This window comes from Aeromonas sp. RU39B, from assembly GCF_900156095.1.
Lineage (GTDB): Bacteria > Pseudomonadota > Gammaproteobacteria > Enterobacterales > Aeromonadaceae > Aeromonas.
Map to the genome: position 1 here is coordinate 14,348 of NZ_FTMJ01000009.1, position 22,324 is coordinate 36,671.

A 22,324-nucleotide genomic window follows, 5' to 3' on the forward strand; every position below is an offset into this window, starting at 1 on the left:
AACTATGGAATCTCAACGCAATCTACTCCTGATCGGTTTGCTGTTCGTGAGCTTCTTGCTCTGGCAACAGTGGCAGGCTGACAAAGCCCCGAAGCCGGCTCCCGTAGCGGCTGCTCAAACCGAGCATTTCGTCCCCGCAGGTCAGTCCGCTGACGTACCGCAGCTTGCCGAACAATCCGACGCAGCCCGTAAACTGGTGACTGTATCGACTGACGTGCTGCGCCTGACCCTGGACACCCAGGGCGGTGACATCGTCAAGGCCGAACTGCTGGCCCACGCGCTGGAACAAGGCAAGGATCAGCCCTTCGTCCTGCTGGAAACCGGTCCTCATCTCTATGTAGCTCAAAGCGGTCTGATTGGTCGTGATGGTCCGGATACCCGTCCGGAAGGCCGTCCGACCTATAACGTTGACCAAACCAGCTACACCTTGGCTGATGGTCAGGACAGCATCACGGTGCCGATGTCCTGGACCAACGACAAGGGCGTAACCTTTACCAAGGAATTTGTGCTCAAGCGTGGTGACTATGCTGTTGGCGTCGGCTACAAGGTCGACAACAAGGGCACCGAGCCGCTGCAAGTGCAGTTCTACGGTCAGCTGAAGCAGACCATTGCCACTCCGGATGGTCAGAAGAGCCATGCCATGGTGGCCAGTGCCTACCGCGGTGGTGCTTTCTCGGCGTCTGACACCCGTTACAAGAAGTACACCTTCGACGAAATGAAGGAAACCAACCTGGATAAGACTACCCAGGGTGGTTGGGTTGCCATGCTGCAACACTACTTCGTGACAGCTTGGGCGCCCCAGGCTGACCAAAGCAACGCCTTCTACAGCCGTGTTGTGGATGGCAGCCAACAAGCCATCATTGGTTACAAGGCTCCGGTCACCGAGATCGCTGCGGGTAGCCAGGCTGAAGTGAGTGGCAAGCTGTGGATCGGTCCGAAGCTGCAAGACCAGATGGCCAAGGTGGCTAACCACCTCGACCTGACCGTCGACTACGGCTGGCTGTGGTTCATCGCCCAACCGCTGCACTGGCTGCTGACCATGTTCCACGGTCTGGTGCTGAACTGGGGTCTGGCTATCATCATGCTGACCCTGCTGGTGCGCGGCATCATGTTCCCGCTGACCAAGGCCCAGTACACCTCCATGGCCAAGATGCGCATGCTGCAGCCCAAACTGGCCGCCCTGCGTGAGCGCTTCGGCGACGACCGCCAGAAGATGTCTCAAGGCATGATGGAGCTCTACAAGAAGGAGAAGGTCAACCCGCTCGGCGGCTGCCTGCCCATCCTGATTCAGATGCCGATCTTCATCGCTCTCTACTGGGCGCTGATGGAATCTGTTGAGCTGCGTCACGCACCGTTTGCCCTGTGGATCCACGACCTGTCGGTCAAGGACCCCTTCTTCGTGCTGCCGCTGCTGATGGGTGCCTCCATGTGGTTCCTGCAGAGAATGAGCCCGACCACCATTACTGACCCGATGCAACAAAAGGTGATGAACTTTATGCCGATCATCTTCACCTTCATGTTCCTCTGGTTCCCGGCTGGTCTGACTCTCTACTGGTTGGTGAGCAACGTTGTCTCCATTACCCAGCAGACCATCATCTATCGTCAGCTGGAGAAAAAGGGCCTGCATACTCGCAAGTAAGCCGGTTTCTCTGATAAAAGGCGGCCTGTTGGCCGCCTTTTTTATTACAATGAGCCGCATCTAGGCGGAGACAGGTTTCATGACGACTGACACTATCGTGGCCCAGGCCACTCCCCCCGGACGCGGCGGCGTTGGCATTCTGCGCGTCTCCGGCCCACTGGCCGAGCGGGTTGCCGAACTGGTTCTTGGCAAACAGCCGCGGGTTCGCTACGCCGAATACCTGCCATTTCGTGATGGCGAAGGCGCTGTGCTCGATCAGGGCATAGCCCTGCTGTTCAAAGCCCCTAACAGCTTCACTGGCGAAGACGTGCTGGAGTTACAGGGCCACGGTGGCCCGGTCATTCTCGACATGCTGATGCGCCGCATCCTGCAGATTGATGGAGTGCGCCCCGCCCGTCCCGGCGAGTTCAGCGAGCGTGCGTTTCTCAATGACAAGCTGGATCTGGCCCAGGCCGAAGCCATCGCCGATCTGATTGAAGCCTCCAGCGAGCAGGCGGCCCGCAGCGCCATGCACTCCCTGCAGGGCGAGTTTTCGAACCGTATCCAGCATCTGGTCGAGAGCCTGATCCGGCTACGCATCTATGTAGAAGCGGCGATCGATTTTCCGGACGAAGAGATCGATTTTCTCTCCGACGGCAAGGTAGCTGGCGATCTTTACGCCATCATGGACAACCTTGAGAGTGTGCGCTCACAAGCCAAACAGGGTGCCCTGCTGCGCGAAGGGATGAAGGTGGTGATTGCCGGGCGCCCCAACGCCGGAAAATCGAGCCTGCTCAATGCCCTGGCAGGCCGCGAATCGGCCATTGTGACCGAAATTGCCGGCACTACCCGTGACGTGCTGCGCGAACATATCCATATCGATGGCATGCCGCTACACATCATCGACACCGCTGGTCTGCGTGAGACCGAAGATCAGGTCGAGCGTATCGGTATCGAACGTGCCTGGACTGAGATTGAGCAGGCCGACCGGGTGCTCTTTATGGTCGATGGCACCACCACAGCAGCGGTCGACCCGCGCGAGATCTGGCCTGATTTTGTCGATCGTCTACCCGCTCATATCGGCCTCACCGTGGTGCGCAACAAAGCGGACCTGACTGGTGAGGGATTGGAGCCGAGCGATGAGCAGGGGCATCCTGTTTATCGTATCTCGGCCAAGACCGGCCTCGGGCTTGATGCCCTACGTGAGCATCTCAAAGCCATCATGGGCTTTCAGAGCAATACCGAAGGTGGCTTTATGGCCCGCCGCCGCCATCTCGATGCCCTCGAGCGCGCCGCCGAGCGTCTGCTGGTGGCCAAGGAGCAACTGGAAGTGTTTGTCGCCGGCGAGCTGGTGGCCGAAGAGCTACGTCTGGCCCAAGAGTCCTTGTCGGAAATCACCGGCGAGTTCAGTTCCGACGATCTACTGGGACGCATCTTCTCCAGCTTCTGCATCGGCAAGTAAGGTGGCGAAAAATCAGCAATAAAAAGCAGCCGGAAAGAACATATGACATTGTAAGTAATGGACTTTGTTTTTTACTGGCTGTTCTTTCCCGAGCTTTTTTCGTGAATATTTACCCCAACATTTCCCCAACGTGACTAAGCGGGGATTCTTATGCAGAGCACAACCCACGTTTGCCGTTCTCTTACCCGCTATAGGGAATAAATGTTAAATACCTCCTATGACGTGTAAATGATACTTACCCTCTATAACAGGTAAATATTGATATACCGGTCATAGCGTGTAAATTGGATGAAGGCACGCTACCAGGTTGTCGAATCATGAAAGTAACCAGCGCCAAGCAGCTGAGCGCCTGTATCAAGGATGCCAGGCTTTCTCAGAAGCTCTCTCAAGGCAAAGTGGCCGAGAAAGTGGGGATTAGGCAAGACACAGTCTCCAGCTTCGAGCTCAATCCTGAGTCCACCAAGCTGGATACCCTGTTCAAGATCCTCGCGGCACTCGAATTGTCACTGGATATCAAACCCCGCAATGAGTCATCCGATAGCCCTGCGTCAGGCTGGAAGGAGGAGTGGTAATGGCCAATCTGGCTGTCTACATGAACGGCTATCGGGTAGGCACATTCACCAAAACGACCAGCGGCGCCCATCAATTTCAGTACCATGAGTCATGGCTAGCACAACCGGGCAGCCGTCCGATCTCACTCTCCATGCCATTACGCCATCAGGCCTATCGGGGCGATGAAGCCTATAACTTCTTCGACAACCTGCTGCCAGACAATCTGGAGGTGAGGAACAGGGTTGTTGCGCGCTATCAGGCGGTATCAACCCAGCCCTTCGATCTGCTCAGTTACATTGGTCAGGATAGCGTAGGGGCATTACAGCTAGTTACCGAAGGGCACGATGTTCCAGATATCCGGCGAATCGACTACAAGCCACTTTCCGATAACGATCTCGAGCAGATCCTGACCAGCTACAAATCAGGAATCCCTTTGGGGATGGTCAGGGAGCAACAGGAGTTCCGGATCTCCATCGCCGGGGCGCAAGAAAAGACTGCGCTGCTCTATCTCGATGACCGTTGGTACTTGCCACTCAACGCAACGCCGACAACCCACATTATCAAACTCCCTATCGGCAAGATTGAAAGTCACTCCTACTCGATAGACCTCTCCCAAAGCGTAGAAAACGAATATCTCTGCACTCTGATAGCCAAGGAGTTTGGTCTGCCCGTCCCTCACTGCTTCATGATGCAGGTTGGCCAGGTCAAAGCACTGGCTGTGGAACGCTTCGACAGACGTTACGCTGCCGATCGCAGTTGGATCATGCGCCTTCCCCAAGAAGATTTCTGTCAGGTATTGAATGTTCCGTCAGCACGGAAATACGAGAGCCATGGAGGACCGGGGATCACTGACATCATGAAAACCTTGCTGGGCTCTGCGACACCAGAACAGGATCGCTACCTGTTCATGAAATCTCAGGTTCTGTTCTGGCTGCTGGCGGCCACCGATGGCCATGCAAAGAACTTCTCGGTCTTTATTGAACCGGAAGGGCGTTTTCGCCTGACCCCCTTTTACGACATCCTATCTGTCTATCCAGTGTTTGGTGGCCGGGGCCTCAACCGAAGAGACGCCAAGATCGCAATGGGCCTGGCAAGCAGCAAGGGGAAGAAGTACGCCATTGAGCAGATATTCCCGCGCCATTTTTTCCAAACGGCGAAAGCGGTGGGATTTGAGCGTTCTGCTATGGAAGAGATCCTGACAGAACTGGCCAACGCCGTTGATGATGTTATTGAACGCGTTACCCGGCAATTGCCAGCAGACTTCCCCGATGCCATCAGCAGCGCCATTCTAGAGGGCCTAAAAGCCCGCTCAGCAAGGCTGACAATGGGATGGGATTAAAGACTACACGCAAATCCTTTATGGTCTCGAACGGCCATCTTTTTCTCTTGGCTGCATTTCTCTTTCTTTCCCGCCATCCAATCCGGTGACCGATCTGCGCAAACCCAGAAAGCGGTCACGGTTAATCGCCTCTACAAAAATCCGAATGATTCCCTTTTTACCACCTACATTGGGCTTTTCTTTATCAGATAACCCTTTATAGGCATTTATGTCGTTTTTTTCTGGGAAAGTCTTTGAAACTATCGCATACGGCAGCGAACAACCTCGGATAACCAATGATTTGCAAGCACCGTCACACCGAGCACAGATACATCAGCTAATCCGATAAATCCCATCAAGATATCGCGCTTTTCAGGCGGAAATCACCACAACTACCATACGGGCATTTTGGCACCCGCCCCCTTTGCGCCCCCTGCGGCAAGCGATGGTCGCCCTCAAAGAATGACAATTAACCTGTAGAGCGAAAAATGGACTACTCACGTAAACGCTGGCTGATCCTGCTAGCAAGTTGCTTTATCAACTTATGTATCGGTTCGATGTATGCCTGGAGTGTGTTTTCAGCACCGATGGCTGCTTATCTCAGCGAACTGAACGGGATCACACTGACCCCGGCCGATCTCTCAATCGTGTTTGTGGTGGCCAACTCCATCGGCCCCATCACCATGATCAGTGGAGGACGCATTAATGACACCTTTGGCCCGCGCTTTGTCATTTTGGCCGGTGGCCTGATGTTCGGCGGTGGCATGCTGCTGTGTGGCTTTGCCTCGTCCCTGACCGAAGTGATCCTGGCTTACGGCATCCTCACCGGTCTCGGTTTGGGCATGGTGTATGGCGCCACCATCAGTACCTCGATCAAGTTCTTCCCGGACAAGCGTGGGTTGGTAGGCGGGCTGACCACGGCACTGTTTGGTATCAGCTCGGTCATTCTGCCGCCGCTGGCGGCGATGATCATCAGCGACATGGGCGTGATTGCTGCCTTCAAGATCATCGGCGGCGCCTTCGTCCTGATTGTCTGTGGCAGCGCATTTCTTATCGAAAAGTGTCCGGCGGGATTCCAACCCGCAGGCTGGACACCACCGGCAGGCGCCGCAGCACGCAACAGTGTGGACAAGGATTGGCGCCAGATGCTGCGCACCCCGGTGTTCTATGTGCTGATTAGCCTGCTCATGTGCGGTGCAGTGGCCGGATTGATGTGCATTGCACTGGCCTCCCCGCTGGCCCAGCGCATGATTGGAATGTCCACCATTGCCGCAACCGGCGTGGTCTCGACACTGGCCCTGTTCAACGTACTTGGCCGCATCTTCGCCGGACTGATTTCAGATCGCATCGGTCGCATCAATACCCTGGCTCTGGCCTGCCTGCTGTCAATCGCCGGCCTCTCGCTGCTCTATCGCGCCGAACTGGGTGATGTGCAGACCTTCTATGTCGGCATCTCGATTGTCGGCATCAGCTTCGGCGCCTTCATGGGCGTGTTCCCCGGATTTACCGCCGACCAGTTCGGAGCCCGTAACAACAGCGTCAACTTCGGCATCATGTTTTCCGGCTTCGCCGTGGCCGGTTACGTCGGCCCGACCCTGATGATGACCGTGTTCCGCCATACCGGCAGCTTCAAAGGCGCCTTCTTGCTCGGTATCGGCTTCAGCCTAGCCGGTCTGGTTCTCACTTTCCTCTATCGGCTGTTCGCCCGTCGCGCCTCGGTGCAACCGGCACTGGCCACCAAATAATGCAGAGATCTTGTTGTATGCAAAGAAAATATCCAAACCTGTGCCGACCGATCCAGATTGGTAACGTGCATTTTCGTAACCGCATGTTCAGTGCCCCGATGGGTGGCACTGACATCACCGCCGACTGCACCATCGGTCCGGCTTCGACCGCGTTTTATGAGTACCGTGCCAAAGGCGGCGCCGGCAGCGTTACAGTCAGTGAACTGGTGGTGCATCCGGAAACGGAAGGCTCGCACATGTATCATCTGGACCTGCAGACTCCGGGTTCACTGGCCAGTTTTACCTACACCGCCGACGCCATCCGCCGTCACGGCGCGATTGCCAGCGTCGAGCTGTCGCACTCCGGCCAATATGCCGGTACCTATCTGACCGACAAGAACAAGAAAGAGGGCCTGTGTCAGTGGGGCCCGAGTGACTGTGTTCGGCCCGATGGTCGCCAGGTGCGCGCCCTGGATGAAGCGCAGATCCGCGATATTGTCGCCGCCTATGGCGAGAAGGCCGCACTGGCCAAGCGCGCCGGATTCGAGATGGTGATGCTGCATGGTGGCCACGGCTGGTTGATCAACCAGTTCCTGTCGCCCTATTTCAACAAGCGTACCGACCGCTACGGCGGCCCGTTGGAGAACCGGGTGCGCTTTGCACAAGAGGTGCTCGACAGCATCCGTGCTGCCGTCGGCCCGGGCTTCCCGATTGAATTTCGTATGAGCGGCTCCGAGCTGTTCGACGGTGGCTATGACCTGCAGGAAGGGATCGAGATCGCCAAGCTGCTGGAGAGCCGCATCGATCTGCTGCACGTCTCGGCCGGTACCTATCAACGCGGCTTTGGTGTAACCCATCCGTCGATGTTCCTGCCGCACGGCAGCAACGTCTATCTGGCCGCCGCCATCAAGCCGCACGTCAAGGTGCCGGTGGCTACCATCGGTGGTCTCAATGATCCGCAGATGATGGAAGAGATTATCGCTTCCGGTCAGGCCGACGTGGTGGAGATGGCCCGAGCCCTGCTTGCTGACCCGGAGCTGCCCAAGAAGGTTGCCATCAACCGTGACGACCTGATCGTGCGCTGCCTGCGCTGCTACACCTGTATGGCCGAGCGCGCCCAGACCGCGACCCGCCGCTGCACCGTCAACCCGATCATTGGCCGCGAACTGGACGGCATGGAAGTGTTGCCGGCCGCACGCAAGAAGAAAGTGCTGGTGGTCGGTGGTGGCCCCGGTGGTCTGCAAGCCGCGCTGTCTGCCGCACGTCGTGGTCATCAGGTGATCTTGTGCGAACAGCATGGCGAAGTGGGCGGTATCTTGATCGGTGAACAGGCGATCCCGTTCAAGCTCGAGATGTACCAGCTCGGTGTCACCCTAGGCAAACTGTGTGAGGAAGCCGGGGTCGAGATCCGCCTCAACACCCGTGTCGATCGTGCCTATGCCGAAGAGATTGGTGCCGATGTGGTGATCATTGCGGTTGGTTCCGAGCCGTTCGTTCCGCCCATCCCAGGTCTGGACGATCCGCGCGTGGTGCAGGTCAACGACTACCATCACCGTCAGGAAGAGATCGGCAACGAAGTGGTCATTCTGGGTGGCGGTCTGGCCGGTAGTGAACTGGCCGTCCACTTTGCCCGTCAGCAACGCACGGTACATCTGGTTGAGATGAATGGTGAGCTGGCACCTGATGCTAACGTACGCCACCGTCCACAACTGCTGGCCGAGATCGACAAGCAGGGCATTCAGGTTCACTGCCAGCACAAGGCGGTCGAAGTCGGTAGCGACGGCGTCTGGTGTGTAGACGCAAACGGCCAGCGCGTGCTGATCCCGGGTCAAAGCGTGGTCTGTGCTCTTGGTCAGCGTTCGCGCCGCGCCGTGGTTGAAGAGCTGCTGGATGCGGCACCGCTGGTCTCCCAGATTGGTGACTGCGTCAAGGTTTCCACCATCACCACCGCAGTCTACCAAGGCCATCACGCGGCACTGGATATCTAGTTTTCGTTCTGTCCTTGCTCTTTTATCCGGCACCAACAGGTGCCGGTTTTTTTTAACCAACCTCAACCCGGTTACGACCGGCTTGTTTAGCCCGATAGAGCGCCCGGTCGGCATACTGCAGCAGTTCATAGACATCAACCATACTGCCATGCCACTGTGCCACCCCGAACGAGCTGGTAATGCCAGGCAGTGACGGCTGCTCAGCCTGAACCTCAAGCACACTGCGGATCCGCTCGGCCAGCGCCACCGCCTCCGTCTCGCGGGTCTGTGGCAGCAAAATGATGAACTCTTCACCACCATAGCGGGCAAACAGATCGTTGACGCGTAGTTCTTTCTGCACCAAGGTGGTAAATCTCACCAAGACCTCATCCCCCACCTGATGGCCGAACCTGTCGTTGACCTGTTTGAAGTGATCGATGTCGAGCATGATGAGCGACATGGGTGTGCCATAACGAAAACTGAGAGCCCACTCCTCATGAAGCCTGGCCATCAAGGCGCGACGATTCAAAATACCAGTCAACTCATCGCGTGAGGCGAGATAGGTCAGCTCATCATTGGCAGCGTACAGCTGCTCGGTCACGCGCGAGATAAAGCGCATCAAGCGTTTGATACGATTGAGATTACGGGAAGTATTAACGGTGGATATCGCAGACCCAGGCTCACGTTGCCCACTCACTGCCGGTAACTCACTCAAGGCAACGGTGACAATGGTGGCATTGAGCACATCATCCCCGACATAGGTCGAATCAATCTCACCCAAGGTAAAGAAGCCAACCACCGGCGCCACATGCTGATAGGGTGAAAGCTCGGCGTTGGCATCTTCCATCAGAAAATAGAGACGGCAGCAGCAGGAGAAGGCCAGCACCGCCTCAGGCTGAAAGTCATGAACCCGATCGCAGGCATAGGAAAGATCACTGAAAATAGAGTCCACATCACCATAGCCCAACTGGAGTTGATCTCCCTCCTGCAGTGGCGCCAGCAACATCAGATGATGGTCATCGGTAGCGGCCACCGGCGCCCGGGCAATTAGTTTTCCGTCGCGGTGCACCATCAGAGGAAAATCGACCGCCTGATCGAAAAACTCGTCACGCTCTACTCCAACAAAATGGTGGTATACCTCGTAAGCCGGTTTTCCGTTGAGCGACACCAACTCGCAACCATCCATACCGGTGACAGTCATCATCTCCCCGAAGGGTTGCCAGCCAAGATAACTGTTGGTACTGATCCGCAGGGCCGAGCCATAAAATGCCACCACCGCCACACCCACTGACAAGGTTTGACCGTTGAGAAAAACACAGGTCGAGGCGGGCTGCAGGTGACTGCCAGCCAGAGCGCCAAATACCGGTATGTCGTCCAGAGTGGAAGTCAGTTCACGTAGCAGGTTGCCACAGTCAATAAGCACCGGTGTGGCCAGCAACAGAACACCTTGCAGATAGAGGTGTTCACTGAGTAATTGCGCGGCAATCCGTCGGCCCACCTCTCGCTCTTCACCTGCAGCAACGCTGTGGATAGAGGCCAATAGATTAGCTTCACGCAATATCAGGATCGACAGCGTGGTGTCGGCGTCCAGAAACGCACCGGGACACATGACCCCCATCGCCGAACAGCCGACCACCGGCACATTCGGCAGCCAGTGCTGTACCTGCTGGTGGATGGCAACAATCCACGCCTTTTCATTGCGGGTGGTATAGAGCTGCACCAGCACTCTGGCCGGCTCCAGATCAGGATATTGCTGACTTAGCGTCTGCAGCTGTTCATCCAACTGTGCCAAGGAGGCCACATTCAGAACAATTTGCTCCATACATGCCTCAAGTATGAACAAGACCCGCCGGGACCTGTATCAAATGGAGAGCGGACTCTGAGTATAGTCACCATGCAGGCTCCTTTCGGCACAACGCGCGTCCTATTTCCGCCGCTGTAGCTGTTATCGGTATCACACTTCTCTTTGGCTGCACCCCAGAGCACAACCGCTGCACCCAGAGGGTAAACGGGAACAGTCCGGTCACTGGTAGGCTGCGGATCATTTGCACAATATGAGACGCAGAACCATGCACACCATCCCCGCCATGACCACTGTCGCGCTTGGCATCACTCTGGCACTGGCCGGCTGCAACCAGGCCCCGGCAGACGCGACCAACCACAACGCTCCCGCCCCCCGCCAGCAGGCTGATGCGCTGGTGGCCAAGTTGACGCTGGATGAAAAGCTGAGTCTGCTCTCCGGTCCCGGTTACGGGCCGGGTGCAGCTCCCATCAATCTCAAGCATGACGTAGCCGGTGTGGCTGGCTACATCAACGGAGTACATCGGCCGCAGGATGGCATTGATATTCCGACCATCAAGCTGGCCGACGGTCCGGCAGGTCTTCGCATCAACGCCAGCCGCGATAACGACCCAGCCAGCTACTACGCCACGGCCTGGCCGATTGGATCCTTGCTGGCCTCGAGCTGGGATGTGGATCTGGTGCGTCAGGTCGGCACAGCCATTGGCGAAGAGATGCAGCAGTATGGCGTCGATCTGTTGCTGGCTCCTGGCATGAACATCCAGCGCAACCCGCTCAACGGGCGCAATTTTGAGTACTACTCGGAAGATCCGCTAGTTACCGGCAAGATGGGCGCCGCCATGGTCAGCGGCGTACAGAGTCAGGGCGTGGGCGCCACTATCAAGCACTTCTTTGGCAACAACTCCGAGACCAATCGCCACGACATCGACGATCTGGGCGAAGCGCGCACCTTCCGCGAGATCTACCTGCGCGGATTCCAAATTGCCATCGACGACGCCCATCCCTGGGCCATCATGACCTCCTACAACAAGGTCAACGGCACTTATGTCAACGAGCGACGCGATGCGTTGCAGCAGATCCTACGCGATGAGTGGCACTTCGACGGGCTGGTCATGTCCGACTGGTTTGCCGGTGATGTAAAAACCGCGCCACAGCGCCAGGTGATGGCCGGACAGGATTTGATTGAACCAGGAAACGCCAAACCCCTGTTACAAGAGGCGCTGAAGCGGGGTGAACTCAGCGAAGCACAGATAAACGAAGCGGCCAGCCGCATTCTGGCGAAGGTCATCAAGAGCCCCTCCTATCGCCGGCAAACACCAAACAATCAACCCGATCTGACAGCCCATGCCCGCCTCTCGCGTCTGGCCGGCGCCGAAAGCATGGTGCTGCTGCGTAACGAGCGCAATGCCTTGCCGCTGGCCAGCAACAGCCGCGTCGCCAGCTTTGGCGTCAACCAGATCAACACCTACAAGGGCGGCACCGGCAGCGGAGACGTCAATGCCGCCAAGACGGTCAATATTGCGGACGGACTGGCCGGACGCTTCCATGTCAATCAGGAACTGCAGCGCTACTATCGGGCCTTCTATGCCAGCCACAAGGTATTCCATGAAGGTAAATTTGGTGCTCGTGGCCACTACACCTGTGAAGAGGCTGCGCTCGATGCCACCCTCGAGAGCTTGATTAGCAGCGCCGCCCAGCAGCAGGAAGTGGCGGTGATCAGCATCGGCCGGCAGGCTGGTGAAGGGGCGGATCGCACCGACAGCAAGGGCGACTACCGCCTGAACGACGCCGAAATGCAGCTGATCGAGAGGGTATCGGCAGCCTTCCACAGCGCAGGCAAGAAGGTGGTGGTCGTGCTCAACGTCAATGGCGTCATCGACACCAGCTGGAGCAACAAGGTCGATGGTGTGGTACTGGCCTACATGGCCGGTCAGGAGACAGGCAATGCGTTGGCTGATGTGCTCTCCGGCGCGATCAACCCGAGCGGCAAGCTGACACAAACCTTCCCGACCAACTATGCCAGCGTCCCCTCATCGACCACCTTCCCCGGGCGGGACGAAAACGGTGACGGCAAACCTGACCGGATTGATTACAACGAAGGGATCTATGTGGGATATCGCTACTACAGCACCTTTGGCAAAGCGGTGGCCTATCCGTTCGGCTTTGGCCTCTCCTACACCCGCTTTGACTACGGTGAACCGCGCGTGGTCAGCAACCGTCTGGATGAGCAGGGCAACCTGATCCTGTCAGCCACCATCACCAACAGTGGCCAGGTTTCCGGCCGTGAAGCCGCGCAGGTCTATATTGCTGCGCCGCAAGGAACCCTGAGCAAACCCGCCATCGAGCTCAAGGCCTTTGCCAAAACAGCGCTGTTGGCCCCCGGCAGCGCTGAACAGCTGACCTTCACCATTCCGGCCAGCCTGCTTGCCAGCTTTGCACCACAGCGCAACGCCTGGATTATCGAGCCGGGCAGCTACCGTGCTTATATTGCTCCTTCATCCGACATCCACGGCATCACGCCGGTGACGTTTACGGTAGCCAAGGAGCTGGTGGTCAGCCACACCACACCGGGCGCACTGGCATTGCCAGCTGGCGTGGCGGCAAAGGCCGTCACCACACTGACCCCTTGATGCGGGTGCCAGCCAAGCTGGCACTGTCATTACTGCCGCAGGCGATAAGCCTGCGGCGTTTCACCGGCATGCCGCTTGAAAAAGCGGCTAAAGGCACTTTGCGAAGAAAATCCGATCTGCTCGGCGATCTCTTGCAACGTGCCACTGCCGCCCGACAGCAAACTGCGCGCCTGCATCAACCTGGCCTGTGTCAGCAATTGGCTAAAACTCCCCCCCTCCTCCTGCAACCGGCGATTCAGTGTCCAGCGGCTCATATTGAGCGTTGCACAAACCTGCACCAGCAGGTGTTCATCACCCTGGCCACTGGCCAGCAAACCGCTAATCAGTTGCAGAACGCAGTCAGTCAGGGTGGTGCGACCCGGCAGATCGGTGAATTGCCGCTGCAGGAGTGTGCGTTGCAATGGATAAAGACGGGCATTGAAACACTCCGAGCGAGTATCAAGCAGGCGATTGCTGATGGTCAGCGTACTGGCCGATTGATCCCAGCGGCAGTGGCCGGCAAAGATCCCGGCCAAAACGCCATGGGGATCGCCAGATGCACCGATCAAATCAAGACTGACCGTAGCATCCGCCACATAGGCGCTTAAGATCCTGTAGAGCATGACAAAATTGGGCAGGGCTTGGGTCGATCCAAGCCGGGAAGCACCGAGGTTGAGATATTCAAAACGGGTCTGATGACTGCCCACCGAGACCCGAATATCGTCGCAACTGCCGATCACCGCGCGATAGGCCACAAAGGTTTCAAGGCCGGCGCGGGCCGTTTGCTGATTGAGACAGTGACTGACCAGCGCGGGAAAACGCTGATAAAAGGCGGTCAGATCGTAAGATGCCAAGGCCTGATTGTGCTGCTCAAGGTAGGGGCGCAGCAGTTCCAGCAGACGATAGTGCTGCCGCGCCGCCAGACGCCCATCAGGATTAGCCAGTTCGAGCGCCGATAAACCGCACTGACGCATGATCCTATCGCTATCGGCGCCCAGTCGCCGGCACCCTTCCAGCATGCTCTTGCTGACCTGAATGGAAACACTGCGCATGGCCCCTCCCGATGGCGTGGCACTCTCCAGCGGCCATTGTAATGAGCCAAAAGGCCGGATCGCAGTAACTGAATGTAATTACCGGATGGTGTTAACAGAGAATGATCACGAAAGTGGCTGATGGTCTCTTTGGATCGAACCGGATCCCTTATCCCCACCCTTTATCCATATTTATCCACACCACTTGGCGCTAGAATCCTGAACACTGCCATTTACCCTACCAGGACTCAGGAACCCTTCATGGCTCATATCCATCTTGTTATTGGCTCCATGCTCGGCGCCGCCGAATACGTCGCAGAACATGTTTCTGCCCTGCTGCAGCAAGCCGGCCACGACACCACTGAACACAATCCAGCCCGTCTCGATGAGGTGCTCAGTGATTCGCAAGGTATCGTGCTGGTTGTGACTTCCACCCACGGCGCTGGCGACGTTCCCGACAATTTGCAGCCGTTTTACCGGGATCTTGCCGCCAGAAAGCCGGATCTGGCCGGTCGCCACTATGGTGTGATTGCGCTGGGTGACACTAACTACGACACCTTTTGCTGTGCCGGCAAAGCGCTGGATCAGCTGTTTGCCGATTGCGGAGCCAGCCGGATCGGGGATCGCCTCGAGATTGACGTGACCCAACACGAGATCCCGGAAGACGCCGCCGAGCAGTGGATCCACGACTGGATACCCCTGATCGGATGATCAGTAGTTGTGGATCGCTCATGTCGGGCGATCCACTGTCCACGTAGTTATCAACAGATCGCCTTGTGATCACTTTTCCGTCGGTTACCCACATTCATGCGCACAGCTGTGCATAACATTAGATCTAACCTCTTAAAAACCTATAGTTATCCTATTAACAATCTCTGGCGCAGTCTGGGTCTGTGCATAAATAGCCTGGTTGTCCCCCGGTTCCCAGCCACCGGATCCAAGCTTTTCCACAGCTGAAGATCGCACTTAACGTAATGATCTTTTTGATCAAAAAGTGCTTATCAACAGATCGGGCGGATCCTAATAAAAGATCCAATAAAAGATCGATCTCAAGATCCTTAAGATCTATAAGCCCTCGCGTGGATCTATATTGGATGAGCTGCAACCATTCCCCTGCCCGGTGTAAACAGATAGAATGTTCCGCCTTTTAACCAGGCCAACAGCGATCTTCTGTCGTTCAGATCAAGGTGATCCAGATGCAATACCACGAACAATTTGATGTGATCGTCGTCGGTGGCGGTCACGCCGGCACCGAAGCGGCCGCAGCAGCAGCGCGCATGGGCATGAATACCCTGCTGCTGACCCACAATGTCGATACTCTGGGGCACATGTCGTGCAACCCGGCGATCGGCGGGATTGGCAAAGGACACCTGGTCAAGGAGATCGACGCGCTCGGTGGGATCATGGCGCGTGCCATCGATCTTGGCGGGATCCAGTTCCGCACACTCAACTCCTCCAAAGGGCCGGCCGTTCGTGCCACCCGTGCTCAGGCCGATCGCCTGCTCTACAAGGCAGCCGTGCGCCAGATGCTGGAGAACCAGCCCAATCTGAAGATCTTCCAGCAAGCCTGTGACGATCTCATCATGGATGGCGATCGCGTCGCTGGCGTAGTGACTCAGACCGGGATCCGTTTTACCGCCAAGGCGGTGGTGCTCACCGTTGGCACCTTCCTCAACGGCCTAATCCATATTGGCCTGGAAAATTACCGTGGCGGCCGCGCCGGCGATCCTCCGTCGATCGCCCTGGCCCAGCGTCTGCGCGAACTGCCGCTGCATATCGAGCGTCTCAAGACCGGTACACCGCCGCGTATTGATGCCCGTAGCGTTGACTTCTCGGTGATGCAGGCACAGCCGGGTGACACGCCGACGCCGGTGTTCTCCTTCATCGGAGACGCCAGCCAGCATCCGCGCCAGATCAGCTGCTTTGTGACTCACACCAATGAGCAGACCCATGACGTGATCCGGGCCAATCTGGATCGCAGCCCCATGTATGCCGGTGTGATCGAAGGGATCGGTCCCCGTTACTGCCCTTCCATCGAAGACAAGATCATGCGTTTTGCCGACAAAACGTCGCATCAGATCTTCGTCGAGCCCGAAGGGCTGACTACCCACGAACTCTATCCGAATGGCATCTCCACCAGTCTGCCGTTCGATGTGCAGGTGCAGATCGTTCGCTCGATCCGCGGCTTCGAGAATGCCCATATCACCCGCCCCGGTTATGCGATCGAATATGACTTCTTCGATCCGCGCGATCTCAAAGCCAACATGGAGAGCAAGTACGTTCCGAACCTGTTCTTCGCCGGCCAGATCAACGGCACTACCGGCTATGAAGAGGCCGGTGCCCAAGGCTTGCTGGCGGGTCTGAACGCCGCGCTGCGTGCTCAGGGCAAGGATCCGTGGCATCCGCGCCGGGATCAGGCCTACATGGGCGTGATGATGGACGATCTGTCGACCCTGGGGACCCGCGAACCGTATCGCATGTTCACCAGCCGCGCCGAATACCGTCTGTTGCTGCGTGAAGACAACGCCGATCTGCGGCTCACTGCCGCTGGCCGTGAGCTGGGTCTGGTGGACGACGAGCGCTGGAGCAAATTCAACGCGAAGCTGGAACTGATTGAGCAGGAGCGTCAGCGCCTGCGCAGCAGCTGGATCCACACCCAACATGCCTCGCTGCCGGCCATCAACGAGCTGGTCAAGACGCCGCTGACCCGCGAACATTCGCTGGAAGAGCTGATCCGCCGTCCTGAAGTGACCTATGAGGCACTGATGGCGATTGAGGGCGTTGGTCCGGGCTTGGATCATCCCCAGGCTGCCGAGCAGGTAGAGATCCAGATCAAGTACGCGGGTTATATCGAGCGTCAGAGTGAAGAGGTGGAGAAGCAGCTGCGCAACGAAAACACCTTGCTGCCGCTGGATCTCGACTATCGCGACGTAAATGGTCTCTCCAACGAGGTGGTGGCCAAGCTCAACACCGCCAAGCCGCAAACCATCGGTCAGGCATCGCGGATCTCCGGGATTACACCTGCGGCCATCTCGATCTTGCTGGTTCACCTGAAAAAACACGGTCTGCTGCGTCGTAGCGCCTGAGGAACGTCATGCTGGAACAATTGAACAGCCTGCTGGCGCAGGCGGGGATGGAACTTCCTGAAGCTCAGAAGCGCCAGCTGGTACAGCTCGTTGAGTTGCTGCACAAGTGGAACAAGGCTTACAATCTGACCTCGGTGCGTGAGCCGCAGGCCATGCTGGTCAAGCACATCATGGATAGCTTGGTGATTAGCCCATATCTCAAGGGCGAGCGTTTCATCGATGTGGGAACCGGACCGGGCCTGCCGGGACTCCCGCTGGCCATCATCAACCCGGACAAACAGTTCGTGCTGCTCGATAGCCTCGGCAAGCGGATCCGCTTTATCCGTCAGGTGATCCTCGAGTTGGGATTGACCAACGTGACGCCGGTACAGTCACGGGTTGAAGATTATCAACCGGAACAAGGGTTTGACGGTGTGCTCAGCCGTGCATTTGCCTCGCTGGAGGACATGCTTGGCTGGTGCCGTCACCTGCCCGCCACCGGCGGCCGCTTCCTGGCGCTTAAGGGGATCTACCCCGCCGAGGAGGTGGCCAATCTGCCGGCCGGCTTTGCCCTGCTGGACTCCCATACCCTGGTGGTACCGGAGCTGGAAGGGGAACGCCATCTGCTGGAGTTGACTATCACCTAGCCCGATTAGCGGGCTTCAAAACGAGTTAGGGGAAAGCGTGGGAAAAGTCATCGCCGTTGCCAACCAGAAGGGTGGAGTGGGAAAAACCACCACCTGTGTCAATCTGGCCGCCTCCATGGCCGCCACCAAACGCAAGGTGCTGGTGATTGATCTGGACCCGCAAGGCAATGCCACCATGGGCAGTGGTGTCGACAAGTACGATGTCGAGCGCACGGCCTATGAGCTGCTGATCGAAGAAACACCGATCGGCGATGTGATCATCCCCCAGACCAGCGGCGGCTATCACCTGATTGCCGCCAACTCCGATGTCACTGCGGCCGAAATTCGCCTGATGGAGTTTTTTGCCCGTGAAGTCCGTCTGCGTCACGCGCTGGCGCCGGTTCGCGACAAGTACGATTACATCTTCATCGACTGCCCCCCGTCGCTCAACATGCTGACGGTCAATGCCATGGCTGCGGCCGATTCGGTGCTGGTGCCGATGCAGTGCGAGTACTATGCCCTCGAAGGACTCACCGCGCTGGTGGACACCATCAGCAAGCTGGCTGCCGTGGTCAATCCCGATCTGCACATCGAAGGGGTGCTGCGCACCATGTATGACCACCGCAACCGGCTGGCCAATGATGTGTCCGATCAGCTAAAGCAGCATTTTGGTGACCGGGTGTATCGCACCATCATTCCACGTAACGTGCGGTTGGCCGAGGCGCCGAGTTTCGGTGCGCCCGCCATGCACTACGACAAATCCTCGGTGGGAGCCAAGGCCTATCTGGCGCTAGCAGGCGAGATCCTGCGCCGTCAGGAGCAGGTGCAACCGGCTGCCACCGCCGAACGAGAATCCCTATGACCCCGAAGAAACGTGGACTCGGCAAGGGCCTGGATGCTCTGCTGAGCACCAGTACGGCTGCCCGGCAAAAGCAGGTACAGAGCGATCTGCGCACCGAGCAGGCGATGCAGCCATCGTCCCAGCAGGGTGAGCTGCGCAAGCTCCCCGTCGAGTGGTTGTGTTCTGGCAAATACCAGCCGCGTAAGGATATGTCCCAAGAGGCTCTGGAAGAGCTGGCCAGCTCGATCCGGGCGCAAGGAGTTATCCAGCCGATCGTGGTGCGTACCATTGCCGAGAACCGCTTCGAGATCATCGCCGGTGAGCGGCGCTGGCGAGCTTCCCAACTGGCTCGTCTGGAAGTGGTCCCCTGTCTGGTCAAGGACGTGCCCGATGATGCGGCGGTCGCCATCGCGCTGATTGAAAACATTCAGCGTGAGGATCTCAATGCCATCGAAGAAGCCGTCGCTTTGCAAAGGTTACTCAGCGAGTTTGAACTCACTCACCAGCAGGTGGCCGATGCTGTAGGCAAATCGCGGGCAACCGTCACCAACCTGCTGCGCCTCAATCAGCTCAATGACGACGTGAAGCGCTTGGTTGAGCATGGCGATCTCGACATGGGCCATGCCCGTGCCCTGTTGGCGGTTGAGGGTGAGGCTCAATCTGAGCTGGCTCGCAGCGTGGTGCAAAAGGGCATGACTGTGCGGGAAACCGAGCGACTCGTGCAAAAGAGTCTGGAGCCCGCAAAAGAGAAGGTTTCTGTCGAGCGCGACCCGCAACTTGGCTATCTTGAGCGCAAGCTGGCTGATGTGGTGGGGAATCACGTCCAGATCCAGCCGGGTAAAAAAGATAGCGGTAAGTTAGTGATAAGTTACGGAAGTTTTGCGGAGCTGGACGACATTTTGAGCCGTTTTGGCATATCAGAATCGTGATTCTTGCGCTTTTTGTAGTAATAAAACATACATTCCTTTGCAACTGAAAGAACTCTGAATTGTGGTCTAATGCCGCAAAAAATAAGGCTTTCTGGCTGGTTGCATTAGCCTATTGCACGGGTATAATTTAACCGGCTTTAATGGCTGTAATTACGGAGTGTTCAAATTCCGTTTTTTTACAGTTATGTAATATTCGGGAGCAGTTGGATTGAAGCATAGACGAGTATTGAGTGGGTTGTGGCTTGTCTCTATCGTCTTGTTATTTCAACTGGTTCTGATCCTTGTCATCGCGTCTGTCTGGTCATTTCTGGATGGTGAGATGGCAGGGCGCTCGGCCCTTTTCGGAGGGGGAGCGTTTTGGGTTCCACAGTGCCTGTTCAGTCTCTGGGTGATGCGCCGCAAGGTGGATAAACACAGTGCTGGCCTGGTGTTGCGGGACTTTTATGGTGGGGCAGGGATTAAGCTCATAACAACAACAGGACTCTTTGCCCTGATGTTCGGCTGTCGAGTGGAGCTGGCTTTTGCTCCGTTCTTCGGTGCTTATCTCCTCGCTCTTGTTGTACAGTGGATAACTTCGTTCACTCTTAACAACCACTACTAGGAAACCTCATGGCTGCAACCGGAGAAGTCCTGACCGCTCAGGAGTATATCGCTCACCATTTGCAACATGCGCATCTGGGTACTGGGTTCTGGACGTTAAATATCGACTCCATGGTATTTTCCGTCGGTCTCGGCGTTTTCTTTCTCTGGCTGTTCCGCAGTGTTGCTGTCAAAGCAACCAGCGGCGTGCCAGGCAAGCTGCAGTGCTTCATCGAGATTCTGGTCGAATTTGTAGGCAGTAACGTCAAGGATATCTTCCACGGTCGTAACCCGGTCATCGCACCGCTGGCTCTGACTGTGTTCGTCTGGATTTTCCTGATGAACTTCATGGACTTGATCCCTGTCGATTTCCTGCCGCACATCGCTCAGATGATTGGTGGTCAAGAGCAGCACCTGCGTGTGGTTCCCTCTGCTGACGTTAACATCACCATGTCCATGGCTTTGGGCGTGTTCTTCTTGATTCTGTATTACAGCATCAAGGTCAAGGGTGTGAGCGGATTTGTGAAAGAGCTGACTATGCAGCCTTTCAACCATCCGGCTTTCATTCCGGTTAACCTCATCCTGGAAACTGTAACGCTGGTCTCCAAACCTGTCTCTCTGGGTCTGCGTCTTTTCGGCAACATGTATGCTGGCGAATTGATCTTCATCCTGATTGCTGGTTTGCTGCCCTGGTGGTCTCAGTGGATTTTGTCCGTGCCTTGGGCAATCTTCCACATTCTGATCATCACCCTGCAGGCGTTTATCTTCATGGTTCTGACCATCGTCTATTTGTCGATGGCGCAGCAAGACCATCACTGATGACGTAACTTTTTTGTCCCGTAAACCTCACTAGTTAAAAAACAATAGTTGGAGATCCTCATGGAAAACTTGAACATGGACCTGCTGTACATCGCCGCTGCTTTCATGATGGGCCTGGCCGCAATCGGCGCAGCCATCGGCATCGGTATCCTGGGTGGCAAATTCCTGGAAGGTGCCGCTCGTCAGCCGGATCTGATCCCTGTTCTGCGTACCCAATTCTTCATCGTTATGGGTCTGGTTGACGCGATCCCGATGATTGCTGTTGGTCTGGGTCTGTACGTGATGTTTGCGGTGGCTGGTTAAGACGGAACCAACCCGAACCAACTGCCCATTAACTAACTTAAGAGGAAATCGGCTGTGAATATCAACGCCACCCTCCTCGGCCAAGCGATCGCTTTTTTCCTGTTTGTCGTCTTCTGCATGAAGTATGTATGGCCGCCCATCATGGCTGCCATCGAGACACGTCAGAAAGCCATTGCTGACGGACTCTCTTCCGCCGAACGCGCCAAGAAGGATTTGGAACTGGCTCAGGCCAATGTTTCCGATCGTTTGAAGGATGCCAAGCTGCAAGCTGCTGAAATCATTGAACAGGCCAACAAACGTAAGGCCCAGATCATTGACGAGGCAACCACGGCTGCTCAATCCGAGCGGGATAAGATTCTGGCTCAAGGCCGTGCTGAACTTGAAGCTGAACGTCATCGTGCCAAAGAAGAGCTGCGCAAGCAGGTTGCTGCCCTGGCCGTTGCCGGCGCAGAGAAGATCCTGGAGCGTCATATCGACCAGGCTGCCAACAGCGACATCGTCGACAAGCTGGTAGCCGAACTGTAACAGGAATGGGGCTATGTCTGAACTGACTACCATTGCTCGCCCCTACGCCAAGGCTGCTTTCGAGTTTGCCGTTGAGCACCGGGCGGTTGATCAGTGGCTGGAAATGCTGCAATTCGCCGCCGCCGTTGCCGAGAACAAGACCATTGCGTCCCTCATTAGCAGCTCCATGGCTGCCGACGAGCTGGCAAAGGTGTTTATCGGTGTGTGTGGTGAGCAACTCAGCGAGCACGGTCAGAACCTGATGCGGGTGATGGCCGAGAACGGTCGCCTGGGGGTATTGCCGGCGGTTGTTGCCGAATTCCAACTGATGAAGGCCGAGCAGGAAAAATCTGTGGTGGCCGAGGTGGTTTCGGCAGTGGAGCTGAGCACTCAGCAGAAGGCCAACCTGCAGGCTTCTCTGGAAAAACGTCTCGCGCGCAACGTGAAGCTGAATTGCAGCATTGATGCGTCCTTGATGGCCGGAATGCTCATCAGGGCCGGCGACCTGGTTATCGACGGAACACTCCGCGGTAAGCTGGGCCGTATGGCTGACGCGCTGCAATCTTGATTGGGGTAT

20 protein-coding genes are annotated in these 22,324 nt (G+C 56.8%); 17 read left to right on the top strand and 3 right to left on the bottom strand.

Going from position 1 to position 22,324, the window contains the following annotated elements; all coding sequences use genetic code 11:
* Window positions 1-4 precede the first annotated feature (4 nt).
* The 4 genes from yidC (at window position 5) to BW958_RS12895 (ending at window position 4,971) form a co-directional block, all read left to right on the top strand.
* Complete coding sequence (gene yidC, locus BW958_RS12880; protein WP_076576160.1) at window positions 5-1,639, top strand: membrane protein insertase YidC; 1,635 nt, start codon at window positions 5-7, stop codon at window positions 1,637-1,639.
* 79 nt (window positions 1,640-1,718) lie between these two features.
* Window positions 1,719-3,080 carry a tRNA uridine-5-carboxymethylaminomethyl(34) synthesis GTPase MnmE gene (gene mnmE / locus BW958_RS12885; protein WP_076576161.1) on the top strand — a complete coding sequence of 454 codons (1,362 nt, stop codon included), beginning with the start codon at window positions 1,719-1,721 and terminating at the stop codon, window positions 3,078-3,080.
* Window positions 3,081-3,397: 317 nt separating this feature from the next.
* A complete protein-coding gene (locus BW958_RS12890; RefSeq protein ID WP_076576162.1) occupies window positions 3,398-3,652 on the top strand; it encodes a helix-turn-helix domain-containing protein in 255 nt (84 codons plus the stop codon).
* Complete coding sequence (locus tag BW958_RS12895) at window positions 3,652-4,971, top strand: type II toxin-antitoxin system HipA family toxin (RefSeq protein WP_076576163.1); 1,320 nt, start codon at window positions 3,652-3,654, stop codon at window positions 4,969-4,971. Before BW958_RS12890 ends, BW958_RS12895 begins: the two co-directional genes overlap by 1 nt.
* An 18-nt stretch (window positions 4,972-4,989) precedes the next feature.
* Here BW958_RS12895 and BW958_RS20350 read toward each other — a convergent pair whose 3' ends face one another.
* A complete protein-coding gene (locus tag BW958_RS20350) occupies window positions 4,990-5,247 on the bottom strand; it encodes a hypothetical protein (RefSeq protein ID WP_143233085.1) in 258 nt (85 codons plus the stop codon).
* A gap of 191 nt (window positions 5,248-5,438) precedes the next feature.
* Here BW958_RS20350 and BW958_RS12900 point away from each other — a divergent pair, with 191 nt between their 5' ends.
* Window positions 5,439-6,695 carry an L-lactate MFS transporter gene (locus BW958_RS12900; protein ID WP_076576164.1) on the top strand — a complete coding sequence of 419 codons (1,257 nt, stop codon included), beginning with the start codon at window positions 5,439-5,441 and terminating at the stop codon, window positions 6,693-6,695.
* Window positions 6,696-6,712: 17 nt separating this feature from the next.
* The gene (locus BW958_RS12905; RefSeq protein ID WP_076576165.1) at window positions 6,713-8,662 is read left to right on the top strand and encodes an oxidoreductase; all 1,950 of its coding nucleotides are present in this window, start codon (window positions 6,713-6,715) and stop codon (window positions 8,660-8,662) included.
* Window positions 8,663-8,714: 52 nt separating this feature from the next.
* On the opposite strand, the gene BW958_RS12910 is transcribed toward BW958_RS12905, so the two are convergent.
* A complete protein-coding gene (locus BW958_RS12910; protein WP_076576166.1) occupies window positions 8,715-10,463 on the bottom strand; it encodes a sensor domain-containing diguanylate cyclase in 1,749 nt (582 codons plus the stop codon).
* 247 nt (window positions 10,464-10,710) lie between these two features.
* Between BW958_RS12910 and BW958_RS12915 the strand changes: the two genes are divergently transcribed.
* The gene (locus BW958_RS12915) at window positions 10,711-13,071 is read left to right on the top strand and encodes a beta-glucosidase family protein (RefSeq protein ID WP_076576167.1); all 2,361 of its coding nucleotides are present in this window, start codon (window positions 10,711-10,713) and stop codon (window positions 13,069-13,071) included.
* 29 nt (window positions 13,072-13,100) lie between these two features.
* Here BW958_RS12915 and BW958_RS12920 read toward each other — a convergent pair whose 3' ends face one another.
* Window positions 13,101-14,102 (bottom strand): helix-turn-helix transcriptional regulator, encoded by a 1,002-nt coding sequence (locus BW958_RS12920; protein WP_083687335.1) that lies wholly within the window; start codon window positions 14,100-14,102, stop codon window positions 13,101-13,103.
* A gap of 240 nt (window positions 14,103-14,342) precedes the next feature.
* On the opposite strand from BW958_RS12920, the gene mioC reads away from it, so the two are divergent.
* The 10 genes from mioC to atpH all read left to right on the top strand — a co-directional run bounded on the left by mioC (window position 14,343) and on the right by atpH (window position 22,315).
* Complete coding sequence (mioC, locus tag BW958_RS12925) at window positions 14,343-14,792, top strand: FMN-binding protein MioC (RefSeq protein WP_076576168.1); 450 nt, start codon at window positions 14,343-14,345, stop codon at window positions 14,790-14,792.
* A gap of 485 nt (window positions 14,793-15,277) precedes the next feature.
* Entirely contained in the window at window positions 15,278-17,167 is a 1,890-nt protein-coding gene (mnmG, locus tag BW958_RS12930) for a tRNA uridine-5-carboxymethylaminomethyl(34) synthesis enzyme MnmG (RefSeq protein ID WP_076576169.1), read from the top strand.
* Between the two features lie 8 nt (window positions 17,168-17,175).
* Window positions 17,176-17,793 (top strand): 16S rRNA (guanine(527)-N(7))-methyltransferase RsmG, encoded by a 618-nt coding sequence (gene rsmG, locus BW958_RS12935; RefSeq protein ID WP_076576170.1) that lies wholly within the window; start codon window positions 17,176-17,178, stop codon window positions 17,791-17,793.
* 37 nt (window positions 17,794-17,830) lie between these two features.
* On the top strand, window positions 17,831-18,634 hold the full coding sequence (locus BW958_RS12940) for a ParA family protein (RefSeq protein ID WP_076576171.1): 804 nt from the start codon (window positions 17,831-17,833) through the stop codon (window positions 18,632-18,634).
* Window positions 18,631-19,542, top strand: coding sequence for a ParB/RepB/Spo0J family partition protein (locus BW958_RS12945; protein WP_076576172.1), 912 nt, complete (start codon window positions 18,631-18,633; stop codon window positions 19,540-19,542). The genes BW958_RS12940 and BW958_RS12945 overlap by 4 nt, the downstream gene beginning before the upstream one ends.
* A gap of 208 nt (window positions 19,543-19,750) precedes the next feature.
* Window positions 19,751-20,143 (top strand): ATP synthase subunit I, encoded by a 393-nt coding sequence (locus BW958_RS12950; RefSeq protein WP_076576173.1) that lies wholly within the window; start codon window positions 19,751-19,753, stop codon window positions 20,141-20,143.
* Window positions 20,144-20,151: 8 nt separating this feature from the next.
* Window positions 20,152-20,940: a F0F1 ATP synthase subunit A gene (gene atpB, locus BW958_RS12955; RefSeq protein WP_076576174.1), complete on the top strand. Its 789-nt coding sequence runs from the start codon at window positions 20,152-20,154 to the stop codon at window positions 20,938-20,940.
* A gap of 60 nt (window positions 20,941-21,000) precedes the next feature.
* A complete protein-coding gene (gene atpE / locus BW958_RS12960) occupies window positions 21,001-21,243 on the top strand; it encodes a F0F1 ATP synthase subunit C (protein ID WP_076576175.1) in 243 nt (80 codons plus the stop codon).
* Between the two features lie 54 nt (window positions 21,244-21,297).
* Entirely contained in the window at window positions 21,298-21,768 is a 471-nt protein-coding gene (gene atpF, locus BW958_RS12965) for a F0F1 ATP synthase subunit B (RefSeq protein ID WP_076576176.1), read from the top strand.
* 13 nt (window positions 21,769-21,781) lie between these two features.
* Window positions 21,782-22,315, top strand: coding sequence for a F0F1 ATP synthase subunit delta (atpH, locus tag BW958_RS12970; protein WP_076576177.1), 534 nt, complete (start codon window positions 21,782-21,784; stop codon window positions 22,313-22,315).
* Window positions 22,316-22,324 lie beyond the last annotated feature (9 nt).